This is a genomic window from Sphingomonas azotifigens NBRC 15497, from assembly GCF_002091475.1.
Classification (GTDB): Bacteria; Pseudomonadota; Alphaproteobacteria; order Sphingomonadales; family Sphingomonadaceae; genus Sphingomonas; species Sphingomonas azotifigens.
On the sequence record NZ_BCTR01000062.1, the window covers coordinates 1 to 14,473 of the forward strand.

14 protein-coding genes are annotated in these 14,473 nt (G+C 67.0%); 7 read left to right on the forward strand and 7 right to left on the reverse strand.

Annotated elements, in window-relative coordinates; translation table 11 throughout:
• Together SAZ01S_RS18800 and SAZ01S_RS18805 are read left to right on the forward strand one after the other, a co-directional pair.
• Positions 1–706: 2-dehydro-3-deoxygalactonokinase (locus SAZ01S_RS18800; RefSeq protein WP_139810145.1), on the forward strand; the 706-nt coding region annotated here is incomplete at its 5' end.
• Positions 703–1,326 (forward strand): 2-dehydro-3-deoxy-6-phosphogalactonate aldolase, encoded by a 624-nt coding sequence (locus tag SAZ01S_RS18805; protein ID WP_084583811.1) that lies wholly within the window; start codon positions 703–705, stop codon positions 1,324–1,326. The genes SAZ01S_RS18800 and SAZ01S_RS18805, both read left to right, overlap by 4 nt.
• 175 nt (positions 1,327–1,501) lie before the next feature.
• Here SAZ01S_RS18805 and SAZ01S_RS18810 read toward each other — a convergent pair whose 3' ends face one another.
• The 4 genes from SAZ01S_RS18810 to SAZ01S_RS18825 are packed head-to-tail and all read right to left on the reverse strand — an operon-like array spanning position 1,502 to position 3,646.
• Entirely contained in the window at positions 1,502–2,554 is a 1,053-nt protein-coding gene (locus SAZ01S_RS18810) for a ribonucleotide-diphosphate reductase subunit beta (protein WP_084583812.1), read from the reverse strand.
• A gap of 14 nt (positions 2,555–2,568) precedes the next feature.
• Positions 2,569–3,096 (reverse strand): hypothetical protein, encoded by a 528-nt coding sequence (locus SAZ01S_RS18815; RefSeq protein ID WP_139810146.1) that lies wholly within the window; start codon positions 3,094–3,096, stop codon positions 2,569–2,571.
• Positions 3,093–3,314, reverse strand: coding sequence for a hypothetical protein (locus SAZ01S_RS18820; protein ID WP_084583814.1), 222 nt, complete (start codon positions 3,312–3,314; stop codon positions 3,093–3,095). Before SAZ01S_RS18820 ends, SAZ01S_RS18815 begins: the two co-directional genes overlap by 4 nt.
• Entirely contained in the window at positions 3,311–3,646 is a 336-nt protein-coding gene (locus SAZ01S_RS18825; protein WP_084583815.1) for a hypothetical protein, read from the reverse strand. The genes SAZ01S_RS18820 and SAZ01S_RS18825 overlap by 4 nt, the downstream gene beginning before the upstream one ends.
• A gap of 98 nt (positions 3,647–3,744) precedes the next feature.
• On the opposite strand from SAZ01S_RS18825, the gene SAZ01S_RS18830 reads away from it, so the two are divergent.
• On the forward strand, positions 3,745–4,008 hold the full coding sequence (locus SAZ01S_RS18830) for a DUF2171 domain-containing protein (protein WP_084583816.1): 264 nt from the start codon (positions 3,745–3,747) through the stop codon (positions 4,006–4,008).
• A gap of 126 nt (positions 4,009–4,134) precedes the next feature.
• Here the strand turns inward: SAZ01S_RS18830 and SAZ01S_RS18835 are convergent, their stop codons facing one another.
• On the reverse strand, positions 4,135–6,024 hold the full coding sequence (locus tag SAZ01S_RS18835) for a ribonucleoside-diphosphate reductase subunit alpha (RefSeq protein ID WP_084583817.1): 1,890 nt from the start codon (positions 6,022–6,024) through the stop codon (positions 4,135–4,137).
• A gap of 436 nt (positions 6,025–6,460) precedes the next feature.
• A complete protein-coding gene (locus SAZ01S_RS18840; protein ID WP_084583818.1) occupies positions 6,461–7,342 on the reverse strand; it encodes an AraC family transcriptional regulator in 882 nt (293 codons plus the stop codon).
• 140 nt (positions 7,343–7,482) lie between these two features.
• Between SAZ01S_RS18840 and SAZ01S_RS18845 the strand changes: the two genes are divergently transcribed.
• Entirely contained in the window at positions 7,483–9,051 is a 1,569-nt protein-coding gene (locus SAZ01S_RS18845; RefSeq protein WP_084583819.1) for an amidase, read from the forward strand.
• 133 nt (positions 9,052–9,184) lie between these two features.
• Here the strand turns inward: SAZ01S_RS18845 and gpmA are convergent, their stop codons facing one another.
• Positions 9,185–9,871, reverse strand: coding sequence for a 2,3-diphosphoglycerate-dependent phosphoglycerate mutase (gene gpmA / locus SAZ01S_RS18850; protein ID WP_084583820.1), 687 nt, complete (start codon positions 9,869–9,871; stop codon positions 9,185–9,187).
• A gap of 76 nt (positions 9,872–9,947) precedes the next feature.
• On the opposite strand from gpmA, the gene SAZ01S_RS18855 reads away from it, so the two are divergent.
• From SAZ01S_RS18855 to SAZ01S_RS18865, 3 genes are all read left to right on the forward strand, one after another.
• Positions 9,948–10,673, forward strand: coding sequence for a dienelactone hydrolase family protein (locus SAZ01S_RS18855; protein WP_084583821.1), 726 nt, complete (start codon positions 9,948–9,950; stop codon positions 10,671–10,673).
• Between the two features lies 1 nt (position 10,674).
• Positions 10,675–11,781, forward strand: a complete 1,107-nt coding sequence (locus SAZ01S_RS18860) for an FUSC family protein (protein ID WP_084583822.1) — start codon at positions 10,675–10,677, stop codon at positions 11,779–11,781.
• A gap of 133 nt (positions 11,782–11,914) precedes the next feature.
• Positions 11,915–14,425 (forward strand): TonB-dependent receptor, encoded by a 2,511-nt coding sequence (locus SAZ01S_RS18865; protein WP_084583823.1) that lies wholly within the window; start codon positions 11,915–11,917, stop codon positions 14,423–14,425.
• The last annotated feature ends 48 nt before the right edge of the window (positions 14,426–14,473 follow it).

Genomic DNA, 14,473 nt, shown 5'->3' on the forward strand with positions numbered 1-14,473 from the left:
CCTGCCGCTGCTGATGGCGGGCATGGTCGGCGCCAATATCGGCTGGGCGCCGGCGCCCTATGTCGCAGCCCCCGCCGGCATCGCCGAACTGGCCGGCGGGCTGCTCTGGGTCGAGGAACGCAGCGCGATCGTGCCGGGCGTCTCGACCATGGTCACCGGGCGGCCGGACGTGATGCGCGGCGAGGAAGTCCAGCTGCTCGGCGCGGTGCGCGCAGGGCTGGCGCCCGCCGATGCGCTGCTCGTCCAGCCGGGCACGCACTGCAAATGGGTGGAGATGGCGGACGGCCGCATCGCCGACTTCACCACCGCGATGACCGGCGAGCTGTTCGCCACGCTGCGCAAGCATGGCCTGCTCGCCGCCCAGCTCGGTGGGGAGGTGCATGTCGGCCCCGCCTTCCATGCCGGCGTGGAGGAGGGGCGCAAGCGCGACCTTGCCGCCTCGCTGTTCGGCATCCGCGCCGCCAAGATGCTGGGCGTGCGCGACGATGCCGACGCCGCCGCCTTCGCCAGCGGGCTGCTGATCGGCAGCGACGTCGCCGCGCGGCTGGAACATGCCGGGCACGACACCGTCCATATCCTGGCCGACCCGATGCTGGGCGGCCTCTATGCCGCCGCGATCGGCGCGCATGGGCGCGAGGCGGTCATCGCCAGCAGCCATGACGCGTTCGTCGCCGGAATCCTTGCCATTGCGGAGCAGATTGCATGAGCCATATCGCCGAATTCGACGCCGCCTTCGCCCGTTGCCCGCTGATCGCGATCCTGCGGGGCGTGAAGCCCGACGAGGTCGAGGCGATCGGCGACGAACTGGTCGCGGCCGGCTTCACCCTGATCGAAGTGCCGATGAACTCGCCCGATCCGCTGGAGAGCGTGTCGCGGCTGGCCAAGCGCTTCGCAGGTCGCGCGGTGATCGGCGCGGGCACGGTGCTGCGGGTGGACCAGGTACAGGCCGTGGCGGATGCCGGCGGCACGATGATCATCTCGCCCAACGCGAATCTCGACGTGATCCGTGCGAGTGCGGCGGCGGGGCTGGTCTCGCTGCCGGGCATCCTGACGCCGAGCGAGGCCTTCGCGGCGCTGGATGCCGGTGCGACTGCGCTCAAGCTGTTCCCGGCCGAGGCGGCGAGCCCGACGGTGCTGAAGGCGATGCGCGCGGTGCTGACCGAGGCGCGAATCCTGCCGGTGGGCGGCGTATCGCCGGACACGATGGCCCCGTGGATCGCCGCGGGCGCCCCCGGCTTCGGCCTGGGCTCGGCGCTCTACAAGGTGGGGATGAGTGCCGAACAGGTCGGCGCCAATGCGCGGGCGTTCGTCGCCGCGCTGGGGTGATTTCTTAAGTCCCCCTCCCGCTTGCGGGAGGGGTTAGGGGAGGGTGAGTGAGGGTGGCAGGCGATCCGGTCGGGTCTTTCCCCTCCGAACAGCGCGCTTCTTCAGCACCAGCCCTCGCTTCCCGCACACACCCTCCCCCCGGCCCCCTCCCGCAGGCGGGAGGGGGAGAAATGGCTTACTCCGCCGCGATTCCCGCCTTGGCGAACATGTCGCCTTCGATCGCGTCTTCGTTGGCGATCGTGCTGGTCTTGGCCTGGCGGCGCTTGTCGAAGCTGTCCCACACCTCGTTCCACTGGCCGCGCGTCGCTGCCTTCGAATATTCGGTCGCGCGCGTCTCGAAGAAATTGGCGTGCTCGACGCCGTTGAGCAGCGGGGCGAGCCAGGGCAAGGGGTGCTCGTCGATCATGTAGATCGGCTTGAGGCCCAGCTGGCCGAGGCGCCAGTCGGCGATGAAGCGGACGTACTTCTTGATGTCCTTCGGCGTCATGCCGTTCACCGGGCCCATTTCGAACACCAGGTCGATGAACGCGTCCTCGATGCGCACGGTCTTCTGGCACATGTCGAGAATGTCGTCGCGCACGCTCGGGGTCAGGCAGTTCCGCTCCTTGCAGAAGGTGTGGAACAGCTTGATGATGCCTTCGCAGTGCAGGCTCTCGTCGCGCACCGACCAGCTGACGATCTGCCCCATGCCCTTCATCTTGTTGAAGCGCGGGAAGTTCATCAGCATCGCGAAGCTGGCGAACAGCTGCAGCCCTTCGGTGAAGCCGCCGAACATCGCCAGCGTCTTGGCGATATCCTCGTCAGTATCGACGCCGAAGGTAGCGAGATAGTCGTGCTTGTCCTTCATCTCCTTGTACTGGAGGAAGGCGCTGTACTCGGTCTCGGGCATGCCGATCGTGTCGAGCAGGTGGCTGTACGCCGCGATGTGCACCGTCTCCATGTTGGAGAAGGCGGTGAGCATCATCTTGATCTCGGTCGGCTTGAACACGCGGCCATATTTCTCGTGGTAGCAATCCTGCACTTCCACGTCGGCCTGGGTGAAGAAGCGGAAGATCTGGGTGAGCAGGTTGCGCTCGTGATCGGTCAGCTTCTGCGCCCAGTCGCGGCAATCCTCGCCCAGCGGCACTTCTTCCGGCAGCCAGTGGACCTGCTGCTGGCGCTTCCAATATTCATAGGCCCAGGGATATTCGAAGGGCTTGTAGGTCTTGCGGGCTTCGAGAAGCGACATTGGGGTACTCCGGATCAGAAACTGGAATGAAATACGCCAACGCTGAGCATTGATATGCCCAACGCGACATAGAGAGCGCCGGCCGCCAAGCGGGTCCACGTTCTCTTGAAAGGCTGGTTGTAGCGGTCGAGCAGGTAGGACAGGCCGATCAAGATAAACCACCCTTGCGAGCAGGCGCTCGCCCAAGCAGGCAGTTTGCCAAGCCCAAGCTCCGGACCGAAAAAATCGATGGTCAAAAAGCCCAAAAGCAAAGCCCCGGGGAATAGCAGCAACACTGCCGGACGCTTGTACCACACTCGCGGATCTTGCTCTTCCGGCGCATCGTCGATCTGGGCGATCGCCGCATCGATGCTACGCAATTCTTCGAAATACCGATCGTGTCCGCGCGCCAAGCGACGTTGGCGTCGGTTGTGGAGACGGCGCAGGCGTGACTCGGCCGCCAATGGCACCCACCGTTCCAGCAATTTGAAGCCTGCCAGCAGCAGTGCAAAGGTCGCCGAGCCCAGCAGGAACGACACCAGGAGGAACATGGGCGTGCTCACGCCACGCCTCCTGCACTCGCAAAGGCCAGCGCGAAGCCGGTGAGGAACAGGCCGAGCGCGACCAGCATCATGCCGCCGATCCGCAGCGCGTAGGTCGTCGGCTCGCTGGCCTCCAAGTGCAGCAGCCCACGCGCCGCCGACGGGCGGAGAAGGACGATCAGTCCTGCCGTGCCCGAAGCGATGCCGAGGCCGGCCTGGAGGGCGAGCGTGCGTGTCATTGGTCGATCACCCGTCCGCGGACGGTCTTCATGCCATCGCGCACGACGATGCGCTCGCGATAGACGACCCTGCGGCCACCCTGCGCGCCGACGCCGAGGAACACCACGCCGATGAAGAAGCCGAAATCATACCAGCCGCCATTGTTCGGCACCGCATAGACCGCGACTTCCGGGAACAGCAGCGACAGGCCCCACGCCACGGGGAAGATGAAGCCGTGCCACAGCCCGAGCAGGAAGCCCGGGGCCTGAGGGGCGACGGCGCTCGGCACCTGGTGCGCGCAGGCGGCGAGCAGAGCGAGGGCGGCAAGGGCGAAGGCGGCGCGGATCTTCATGCGGCTATCCCTGCGTATGGCAGACGTCCCTTGGTGCAATGTGCATCGTTTCGCGACCGCGTGCGTTTGGTGCGCGAACCCCAAGCAGGAGAAGACCCATGGCAGATCTGAGCGCAATCAAGGAGCATATGGAAGTCATCGGCGCCGACGGCGTCCATGTCGGCACCGTCGACCATGTCGATGGCGACCGCATCAAGCTCACCAAGAAGGACTCGGGTGCCCAGGTCGAAGGCGCCACCGGCAGCCATGAAGGGCACCATCATTACCTCCCGGGCGGTCTGGTCGCCGAGGTCGAGGGCGACAAGGTCCGGCTGTCGGCCAACGCCGATGTCGCGGCCGAGCTGTTCGAAGAAGAGGCGTAAGCCAATGGGCGGTGAGTCGGCGCAAGCCTTCCTCACCGCTTCCTCTCGTGCCTCAGCACGAACCCCTGCCTCTCCCTGTACGGGAGAGGAGGGAAAGAGGGTGGACCGCCGCTGCATCGTCGAGGTTCACTGGCACGCCAGGCATTCGTCGTAATCGGTCGACTCGCCCAGATCGAACTTGGGCTTCTCGATCGTGTTGTCAGCCTCGACCCCGCCCGCGAAGCCCGCGCGCTGCACCGACTTCGAACGCAGATAATAAAGCGACTTGATGCCCAACTCCCAGGCGCGGAAGTGGAGCATCAGCAGGTCCCACTTTTCCACGTCCGCCGGGATGAACAGGTTGAGCGACTGCGCCTGGTCGATGAACGGCGCGCGGTCGCCCGCCAGTTCCAGGATCCAGCGCTGGTCGATCTCGAAGCTGGTCTTGTACGTATCCTTCTCTTCCGGCGTCAGGAAGTCGAGGTGCTGGACCGAGCCGCCCTGCTCGAGGATCGAATTCCACACCGCGTCGGAATTCTTCGACTTCTCCTTGAGCAGCTTCTCCAGATACGGGTTGCGCACCGAGAAGGAGCCGCTGAGCGTCTTGTGGGTGTAGATGTTCGCCGGGATCGGCTCGATGCAGGCACTGGTGCCGCCGCAGATGATCGAGATCGACGCGGTCGGCGCGATCGCCATCTTGCAGCTGAAGCGCTCCATCACGCCCATGTCGGCGGCGTCCGGGCACGGCCCGCGCTCGACCGCGAGCGCCATCGACGCTTCGTTCACCTGCGCGCTGACATGCTTGAAGATGCGGAGATTCCAGCTCTTCGCCATCGCGCCTTCGAACGGGATGCCGCGGGCCTGGAGGAAGCTGTGGAAGCCCATCACGCCGAGGCCGACCGAGCGCTCGCGCGCCGCCGAATAACGGGCACGGGCCATCTCGTCGGGCGCGCGCTCGATATAGTCGGTCAGGACGTTGTCGAGGAAACGCATCACGTCCTCAATGAAGCGCTTGTCCTTGTTCCACTCGTCCCAGGTCTCGAGGTTGAGCGAGGACAGGCAGCACACCGCGGTGCGATCATTGCCGAGATGGTCGCGGCCGGTGGGCAGCGTGATCTCCGAGCACAGGTTCGAGGTCGAGACCTTGAGGCCGAGATCGCGGTGGTGCTTCGGCATGGTCGAGTTCACGTGATCCGAGAACACGATATACGGCTCGCCGGTGGCGAGGCGGGTCTCGACCAGCTTCTGGAACAGCGCGCGCGCATCCACCGTGGAGCGGACCGAGCCGTCCTTCGGGCTCTTGAGCTGCCATTCGGCGCCGTCGCGCACCGCTTCCATGAACGCGTCGGGGATCAGCACGCCGTGGTGCAGGTTGAGCGCCTTGCGGTTGAAGTCGCCCGAGGGCTTGCGGATCTCGAGGAACTCCTCGATCTCCGGGTGCGAGATGTCGAGATAGCAGGCGGCCGAACCGCGGCGCAGCGAGCCCTGCGAGATCGCCAGCGTCAGCGAATCCATCACGCGGACGAAGGGGATGATGCCGCTGGTCTTGCCGTTGAGGCCCACCGGCTCGCCGATGCCGCGCACGCTGCCCCAATAGGTGCCGATGCCGCCGCCGCGCGAGGCGAGCCAGACATTCTCGTTCCAGGTCTGGACGATGCCGTCCAGGCTGTCCGGCACCGAGTTGAGGTAGCAGCTGATCGGCAGGCCGCGGCCCGTGCCGCCGTTCGACAGCACCGGGGTGGCCGGCATGAACCACAGCTTGGAGATATAGTCGTAGAGGCGCTGCGCATGCGCCTGGTCGTCGGCATAGGCTGAGGCGACACGGACGAACAGGTCCTGATAGCTTTCGCCGGGGAGCAGGTAGCGGTCCTTCAGCGTCTCCTTGCCGAAATCGGTGAGCAGCGCGTCGCGCGCATGATCGACCTCGACCGGATAGGGCTGCGGCACGATCGCCTTGCTGTCGAGCGCCTTGCTGGCGTTGGCGGCTTCGATGGTGGCGGTCTCGTTCACGCTGGTCTCACTATCTCTGAATTCCATCACTCGGACCCCTGTCTTCCTGCAGTACGCAACACCGACTCGGGGCACCGTAGCGATCGTAGCACCAGCCGGGTTTGCGCGAGAACAAAAAGTGTCCATCGGCCCGGCGCCCGGCACGAGTCTACCCAAGCCGCATTTGGGAATGCGAACGTTAGGTTACCAGTGCTTGGGCTTGCCCCTTGGTGCGACCACTACAGATTGTGCCAATCCGAGTCTGGGCACAAGAGCGGAAATCACGGAGGATTGCAACGGCTCGTCGCTGAAATGACTCGGCTCGTGGCGCAGGCCGAGCAGCGAAAACGGTGCGACGCGTGGTCTTCCCTCGGCTTCCAAAAAGGCAAGGGAACGAACGCGGAACTGCAAATAAATTTTGGGGGATGAATCGGCGCGGGCACAAGCCGTGGTGGCTGCGCCCGCGCACGCGGCACCATGGGGGCTATCGGAGCGGCAGATAGAGCTCGGTCACGGCTTCATGCTCGGGCACGTCGGGGAAGAAGGCGACGCGGCGGGCGAAGAGCGGGAAGTCGCCCGGTTCCTCGCCGCTCTCGGGCAGCCATGCGCGGTAGAGGAACAGCGCGGCAGGTTCGAGATCGTCGGCTTGGCCGACCACCCGCAGCATCGCGCAGCGTCCGGCGGGGATCAGGCCGGGTTCGATGCCGTGCGCAGGGTCGGCCACGGGATGCACGGTGCCGGCGCACAGGTCGAGGCGATAGTCTTCCGGGGCCGTGGTGCGCGGGTCGGTGTGGAAGATGGTGTAGGTGGCGCTCGCCGGTGGGCGGTGGCCGGTGGTCTTGCGCCAGGTGATGAAGCGGCGGATCGTGTCGCCGAGATGGGCGGGGTCGCCGCGGTGCGTGAGGAACGCCACAGGGGTGGCGGGGAAGTCGAGCGTCGTCACGTCGTCGAGGGTAAAGCGGGTCTGCATCGTCTGGCTCCTTGCTTGGGTGAGCGGCGCGAGCGCCGCGTGCCAGGGGTGCCAGTCCGGCGCCGCGCGGAACTGCGACGGCGCCTGGCCGAAGCGCTGGCGAAAGGCCCGGGCGAAGGCCTCGGGCGCCTCATAGCCGGCGTCGAGCGCGATGCCGGTGATCGGCTCGCCCGGCCGATAGGCAAGGCGATACGACGCCCGCTTCATCCGCACGAGCTGGACGTAGCGATGCACCGACAGGCCGAACAGCGCGCTGAACTGGCGGTGGAAATGATGCTTCGAAAACGCCGCGACGCCCGCCAGCGTCTCTAGGTCGAGCGCGTCCTCGGCATGCGTGTCGACATGGTCGAGCACGCGCTGCATTCGAGCGTGGTAGCGGGCGAGGGGCGTCTGCATCAAATCCTCCGTGGCGACGCCTTCCTAGGGGGCGGGGGTGCGGCCCGCCCGACCGATCTTGCCCTATGTCAATCGGGGCAGGATTGCGCTTGGATGGCGCTACGGTAGGCTGCTCCCAAACCAGACAAAAGGGGGCTGCGATGCGGATGTGGGGTGTGGCGATGCTGGCACTGGTAGCGACCAGCCCGGCGCTGGCGCAGGTGCAGGTGGTGGAAGTGCCGGCCACCAAGATCGCCGCCGATCTCGCCTCGGGCAAGACCAGCAGTGTGGCGGTGACCGCCGCCTATCTTGCCCGTATCGCAGCGATGGACCAGAAGGGGCCGACGCTGCGCGCAGTGATCGCGGTGAGCCCCGATGCGCTTGCCCAGGCGCGGGCCAGCGATGCGCGGCGCAAGGCGGGCAAGCCGCTCGGCCCGCTCGACGGCGTACCGGTACTGATCAAGGACAATATCGAGACGCGCGAACTGCCGACCACTGCCGGCAGCCTCGCGCTCAAGGACAACCGCACCGGCCGCGATGCGCCGGTGGTCGCGCAGCTGCGCGCGGGCGGTGCGGTGATCCTCGGCAAGACGAACCTCAGCGAATGGGCGAACATCCGCTCGGACCATTCGATGAGCGGCTGGAGCGCAGTCGGCGGGCTGGTGCGCAATCCCTATGCGCTCGATCGCACCAGCTGCGGCTCGTCGAGCGGGTCGGGTGCCGCGGCCGCGGCGAGTCTGGCGGCGGTGGCGGTGGGCACCGAGACCGACGGCTCGGTGGTCTGCCCTTCGGCGATGAACGGGCTGGTGGGGCTCAAGCCCACGCTCGGGCTGGTGAGCCGTAGCCATGTCGTGCCGATAAGCCACAGCCAGGACACGCCGGGGCCGATGGGGCGGAGCGTCGCCGACGTCGCGCTGCTCTTCTCGGCGATGGTCGGCGAGGATCCCGCCGATCCGGCGACCAAGGGCGCGAATGCCTGGCGCAAGGATTATGCGGCTGGCCTTGCCGCCGATGCGCTGAAGGGGATTCGGATCGGCTATTGGCGGCCGGAGATGGCCGACGATCTCGCCGCGCGTTTCGACAAGGCGCTGGACGAACTTCGCGCGGCCGGGGCGACGCTGGTCGAGGTCAAGATGCCCAAGCTGGACGGGCTGGGCGAGGCCGAGGGGCTGGTGCTCTATACCGAACTCAAGGCCGATCTCGCGGCGTATCTGGCAACCACGCCGGCGGCAGTGAAGGTGCGGACGCTGGCCGATGTGATCGCCTTCAACCAGGCGCATGCGGGCGAGGAGATGGCGTTTTTCGGGCAGGAGACCTTCGTAAAAGCCGAGGCGACCAAGGGCCTCGACGATCCCGACTACAAGGCGGCACGGGTCAAGTCGCAGCGGCTGGCGGGGCCGGAGGGGATCGACGCGATGCTCAAGGCGGCGGGTGCGCAGGTGCTGGTGACCCCCACCTATGGCACCCCCTGGCTGAGCGACCCGGCGCATGGCGACCAGTTCGTCGGCCCCTCGGCCAGCGAGCTGCCGGCGGTCTCCGGCTATCCGCACCTCACGGTGCCGATGGGGCTGGTGAACGGGCTGCCGGCGGGGCTGTCGTTCATAGGCACGGCCTATGCGGACGGGCTGCTGCTGCGCGCGGGCTATGCCTATGAGCAGGCGAGCAAGGCGCGGGTGGCGCCGCAGTATCGCGCGACGATCCCGGCGGATCTGGGGCCGAGGGGGCGGTGAAGGGGATAACATTTAGCCCCTCCCCTTCAGGGGAGGGGTTGGGGTGGGGAAGTGTCTCACCGAGACCGACAGGCGTTCTGGAATCCCTCCACCCCCAACCCCTCCTCCAAGGAGGAGGGGCTTAGATTTTAGATCACCGCTCGCTCAGATAATAGCGCTCGACCTCCTTCAGGTCCCCGTCCAGCTCGTACACGATCGGCTGGCCGGTGGGGATCTCCAGGCTGACGATGTCCTCGTCGGCGATCCCCGACAAATGCTTCACCAGCGCGCGCAGCGAGTTGCCGTGGGCCGCGATCAGCACGCGCTTGCCGGCCTTGAGCTCGGGGGCGATGCGCTGTTCCCAATAGGGCAGCACGCGGGCGATCGTGTCCTTCAGGCTCTCGGTCTGCGGGATCGGGATGCCGGCATAGCGCGGGTCCTTGGTCAGGTCCCAGGGCGAGCCTGCCTCGGGCAGCGGCGGCGGTACGTCGAAGCTGCGGCGCCAGATCTTCACCTGCGCGTCGCCATGCTTGGCGGCGGTCTCCGCCTTGTCCAGGCCGGTCAGCCCGCCATAATGGCGCTCGTTGAGCCGCCAGTCCTTCTCTTCCGGCAGCCAGAGACGGTCCATCGCCTCCAGCGCCAGGTGCAGCGTCTTGATCGCGCGGCTCTGGAAGCTGGTGAAGCACTGGTCGAAGTCGAGGCCCTTCTCCTTCATCAGCGTGCCGGCGGCGGTCGCCTCGCGCACGCCCTGCTCGGTCAGGTCCACGTCCCACCAGCCGGTGAAGCGGTTTTCCAGGTTCCAGGCCGACTGGCCATGGCGGATCAGGACGAGGGTGGGCATGGGCGTTCTCCTTGTAACTGCGCGTCGCCGTCCTTAGCGAAAGGGGCGACAGGGACAAGCGCAGGAGACGACACGCATGGCATTGGTTCGACAGACGCTGGTCTATGAGGGCCCGGGCGGCCCGTTCGAGGGCGTGGCGGCATGGGACGATGCGGTTTCGGGCAAGCGGCCGGCGGTGCTCGTGCTGCCCAACATCCTCGGCCAGAAGGAAGAGGACAATGTGAAGGCCGACGCGCTGGCGGCGCTCGGCTATGTCGCGCTGGTCGCGGACGTGTATGGCCAGGGCAAGCGCACGACGCTGAGCGATCCCGAGATGGGGCGCTATATGGCCGAGCTCAACGCCGATCGCGGGCTGCTCCGCGCGCGGATGGAGGCGTCGCTGGCGGCGCTGACCGGCTTGGCGCAGGCAGATGGCGAACGCGCCGCTGCGATCGGCTTCTGCTTCGGCGGCAAGTGCGTGCTGGACATGGCCCGCGCCGGGCTGCCGATCCTCGGCGGCGTCTCGTTTCACGGCGTCTATGACCGGCCCGATTATGCCAGCGTGTCGCCGATCACGGCCAAGCTGCTGGTCTGCCATGGCTGGGAAGACCCGATCGCGCCGCCCCAGGTGACGGTCGCGCTCGCCCAGGAACTGACCGAGGCCGGCGCCGACTGGCAGCTCCACGCCTATGGCCATGCCGGCCACGCCTTCACCGATGTCAGCCGCAAGGATGGGCCGAACCCCAAGATGGCGTTCGAGCCCAAGGCGGATCGCCGCAGCTGGCAGGCGATGACCAACTTCCTCGCCGAGCTGTTCGAATAGCATGCACCGCCTGCGCGCCGCCTGGGATGTCGTGCTGGGGCGCATCACGCCCCGCACCGTCGACGCCGCCGAGTGCGTCGTCTCGGTGCTGCTGGCGATCCTGGTGGCGCACGCGATCGGCGGCGACAATGTCGCCTGGGCGGCGTTCGCCGGCTATATGGTGATGCGCGGCCATGCCAGCGAGACGGTGCTGCGCGGGCTGCTGCGGATCGTCGGCACGGTGGTGGGCGGGCTGCTCGCGCTGGGGCTGGCGCCTTTGGTCGCGAGCAGCTGGATCGGCAGCGCGCTTGCGATGGCGGCGGTGGGGACGCTCAGCCTCTATCGTGCGCTGACCGCGCGGCGATCCTATGCCTGGCTGTTCTTCGGCCTGACCTTCGCGATGGTGCTGCTCGACAAGATCGAGGCGCCGGCCACGGCGCTCAACCAGTTCGTGCTCAGCCGCATCCTGGAGACGGTGGCGGGCACGCTGGCCTGCATGGCCGTCAGCATCGTCTCGACCCTGACCGTGCGGCGGCGCTGGCCCGCCCCGCCGACGCCGCCGCCGCCCGTCGCGCTCTGGCATCCGGCGGCGTTCGCCCATGCCGCCCAGGCAGGCGTCGCGCTCGCGCTGCTGATCGGCGTGGCGCGGGCGCTGACCCTGCCGGCGCTGGCGCAGAGCGCGGTCGGCGTGATGGCGGTGATGCTGGTGCCGACGCAAGGGCTGGGAAGCGGCGGGCTGGTGCCGGTGAGCGTGCGGCTGGCGCAGCGCTTCGTCGGCTGCCTGGTCGGTGCGGCGATGGCGGCCTTGTGCCTGTTCGTCGCGCAGGGCCAGGCGCCGATCCTGGTGGCCGGCACCGCGATGGGCGTGGCGATCGGGCGCAGCATCGAGAATGGCCCGCACAGCTATCGCTATGTCGGCACCCAGTTCACCCTCGCCGTGCTCGTGATGCTGGTGCCGGACAGCTATGCCGATGGCGACGTCACCCCCGGCATCGAGCGGCTGCTTGCGGTGCTGATCGGCATGGCGGTGTTGGAGCCGGTGCTGGTCATCGGCCACTGGCTGGCCCCGCGCACCATACGGACAGGCTCGCCGGCGCCGCGCGGATTGGACGAGCCTGGCGGCGTGTGAAACTGTGCAAACGTTAACCGAAGCAAAAGGGCAACGTCACCGTACTTTTATAGAAACGCCGCAGAAATGAAACCTGCGACCCCTAGCCGCGCCTTCGCTACCGCAACACGCACCAGACCTGGGGGGTCGCCGAATGAAGATCCAGCACGCGCTCCGCGCGACGATTTCCGTCGCCGCGTTCCTCACCGCCGCAGCGATGCCCGCGCATGCGCAGGACACCGGCACCGTCGCCGCCAACTCCGATGGCGGCAGCGAGGCCGACACTGCGAGCACGATCATCGTCACCGCCAAGACGACGCGTTCGGCCACCGCCATTTCCGCCGAAGAGATCCAGAAGATCCTGCCGGGCGTGTCGCCGCTCAAGGCGATCCAGACGCTGCCGGGCGTGCTCTACATCACCGCCGATCCCTGGGGGAATAACGAGCAGAACGCCCAGATCTTCATCCACGGCTTCAATTTCCAGCAGCTCGGCTACACGATGGACGGGGTGCCCCTGGGCGATCAGAGCTACGGCAACTATAACGGCCTGTCGCCGCAGCGTGCGGTGATCTCCGAGAATGTCGGACGTGTCGTGGTGACCACCGGTGCCGGCGATCTCGGCACCGCGTCGACCAGCAACCTCGGCGGCACCGTCGAGACCTTCTCGGCCGATCCCGCCAAGACGCTGGGCGGTACGATCAACCAGACCGTGGGCAGCTACGGCACCTCGCGCACCTTCCTGCGGCTCGACAGCGGCGCCTTCGGCCCCGGCGGCGAGAACAGCGCCTATATCGCCGGCGTCCGCCAGCGCGCCCGCGCCTGGGACTTCAACGGCATCCAGGGCGGCTGGCAGGCCAACGCCAAGTTCGTCCACGACAACGCCGCGGGCAAGCTGACCGTGTTCTTCGACTATTCGGACAAGAAGGAGCCGAACGAGGACGCGACCACCTTCTTCAAGCCGTCGGTTGGCGGCACGCCGGCGACGGCGGCACAGCTCTACACCCCGCGCACCCGCCCGTTCTTCTATTCGGACCTGGCGGGCATGCGCGCCTATATGGACCCGTTCGGCAACACGCCGGCGGGGCAGGGCGGCAACTACCGCAACTATTATTCGGACGCGCAGCGCACCGACTATCTGACCTATGCGCGCTACGACGCCAAGCTGGGCGACCGGATCACCTGGTCCAACACCGGCTATTACCATCATAACGACGGCGTCGGTGTCGTCGCGGGTCCGCTCGGCCAGTCGATCACGGTGATCCAGGCCTATCTCGACCCGAACTACGCGACCGGCCCCAAGTACAAGTCGAACGCCAACGCCTCGGCAGCGCTGGTCGCCGCCACCGGCGGTTCGGGACTGGTGACCCGCACCACCGAATATCGTATCGATCGCGAAGGCGGCATCTCAAACCTCGATCTCGATCTGGGCGCGCATCAGGTTCAGCTCGGCGCCTGGTTCGAGCACAACAGCGCGACCCAGTGGCGCCGCTGGTATGGCCTGGATGTCAACAATCCCGATTCCAGCAGCCCCTATATCCGCCCGTCCAACCCGCTGTTCACCCAGTATCAGGGCGAGGCACGGGTCAACGTGCTCCAGCTCCATGTGCAGGATGCCTGGAAGGTCAACGAGCAACTGCGCGTCGAGGCCGGCGTCAAGACCAGCGCGCAATGGGCGAACGGCTGGTTCCCGGTGCAGCCCAAGGCGGGCTCGCTTTCCGGCCTGACCGGCAACCTGCCGAGCGGCCGGATCAACACCAAGAACTGGTTCCTGCCCTCGCTCGGCGCGACCTATGACCTCAACGGCCATGAGCAGCTCTACTTCAACGTCCAGAAGAACCTGCACCAGTATATGGCCTATCTGGGCGGCGGCTCGCTTTCGCCCTGGTTCACCGGCAGCCAGTCGGCGTTCGACGCCTTCGCCCAGCAGGGCAAGCCCGAAACCAGCTGGACCTATGAGGCCGGCGTCCGCACGCATCGCAGCTTCGACGGGATCCTGAGCGGTATCGACGCGCAGGCGAACTATTACCACGTCACCTTCAGCAACCGCTTGCTGGCGATCAGCACCAATCCCGGCGGTATCGCCGGCGGTGCGATCACCGGCGGCACGTCGATCCTGGTCAACGTGGGCAGCGTGCATACCGACGGCGTCGATGCCGCGGTGACGCTCCACTTCGGCCGGGCGCTGTCGCTGTACAATGCGGTGTCGTACAACAGCTCGACCTACCAGAGCGATTACAGCTCGACCGCGCTCGGTATCGGCGCGGCGGTGCCGGGCTGCATCGGCGGCGGCGTGGTCAAGAGCGGCGTGGTGCCGACCTGCGGCAAGCAGGTGCCTGGGTCGCCGAAGTGGATGAACAAGTCGGTCGCAACGCTGTCGCTCGGCGCGTTCGACGTGCAGGCGACGGGCGACTTTGTCGGCCGCCGCTATGCCACCTACGCCAACGACACCAGTGTGAAGTCCTACTTCCTCACCTCGCTGCGCGTCGCCGCCAAGCTGCCCGCAGACATGGTGCGGCTGAAAAAGGCCGAGTTGAGCCTTAACGTCACCAATGTGGCGGACGTGGGCGGCTGGTCGACCATCTCGGTGGGCTCGGCGACCAACAGCTATTCGGTGTACCCGATCGCGCCGCGGCAGTGGTTCCTGACCTTCTCCGCCGGGTTCTGAGGATTGGGGAGGGTGGGGGCTTCCCCCTCACCCTTCCGCCGCTTCGCG

What these genes read in the sequence shown, in the direction of transcription:
- SAZ01S_RS18820 (WP_084583814.1), bottom strand. Translation starts at nt 3,314, where the DNA reads ATGACACGCACGCTCGCCCTCCAGGCCGGCCTCGGCATCGCTTCGGGC.
- SAZ01S_RS18805 (WP_084583811.1), top strand. Translation starts at nt 703, where the DNA reads ATGAGCCATATCGCCGAATTCGACGCCGCCTTCGCCCGTTGCCCGCTG.
- SAZ01S_RS18855 (WP_084583821.1), top strand. Translation starts at nt 9,948, where the DNA reads ATGGCATTGGTTCGACAGACGCTGGTCTATGAGGGCCCGGGCGGCCCG.
- SAZ01S_RS18860 (WP_084583822.1), top strand. Translation starts at nt 10,675, where the DNA reads ATGCACCGCCTGCGCGCCGCCTGGGATGTCGTGCTGGGGCGCATCACG.
- SAZ01S_RS18865 (WP_084583823.1), top strand. Translation starts at nt 11,915, where the DNA reads ATGAAGATCCAGCACGCGCTCCGCGCGACGATTTCCGTCGCCGCGTTC.
- SAZ01S_RS18810 (WP_084583812.1), bottom strand. Translation starts at nt 2,554, where the DNA reads ATGTCGCTTCTCGAAGCCCGCAAGACCTACAAGCCCTTCGAATATCCC.
- SAZ01S_RS18830 (WP_084583816.1), top strand. Translation starts at nt 3,745, where the DNA reads ATGGCAGATCTGAGCGCAATCAAGGAGCATATGGAAGTCATCGGCGCC.
- SAZ01S_RS18845 (WP_084583819.1), top strand. Translation starts at nt 7,483, where the DNA reads ATGCGGATGTGGGGTGTGGCGATGCTGGCACTGGTAGCGACCAGCCCG.
- SAZ01S_RS18835 (WP_084583817.1), bottom strand. Translation starts at nt 6,024, where the DNA reads ATGGAATTCAGAGATAGTGAGACCAGCGTGAACGAGACCGCCACCATC.
- gpmA (WP_084583820.1), bottom strand. Translation starts at nt 9,871, where the DNA reads ATGCCCACCCTCGTCCTGATCCGCCATGGCCAGTCGGCCTGGAACCTG.
- SAZ01S_RS18825 (WP_084583815.1), bottom strand. Translation starts at nt 3,646, where the DNA reads ATGAAGATCCGCGCCGCCTTCGCCCTTGCCGCCCTCGCTCTGCTCGCC.
- SAZ01S_RS18840 (WP_084583818.1), bottom strand. Translation starts at nt 7,342, where the DNA reads ATGCAGACGCCCCTCGCCCGCTACCACGCTCGAATGCAGCGCGTGCTC.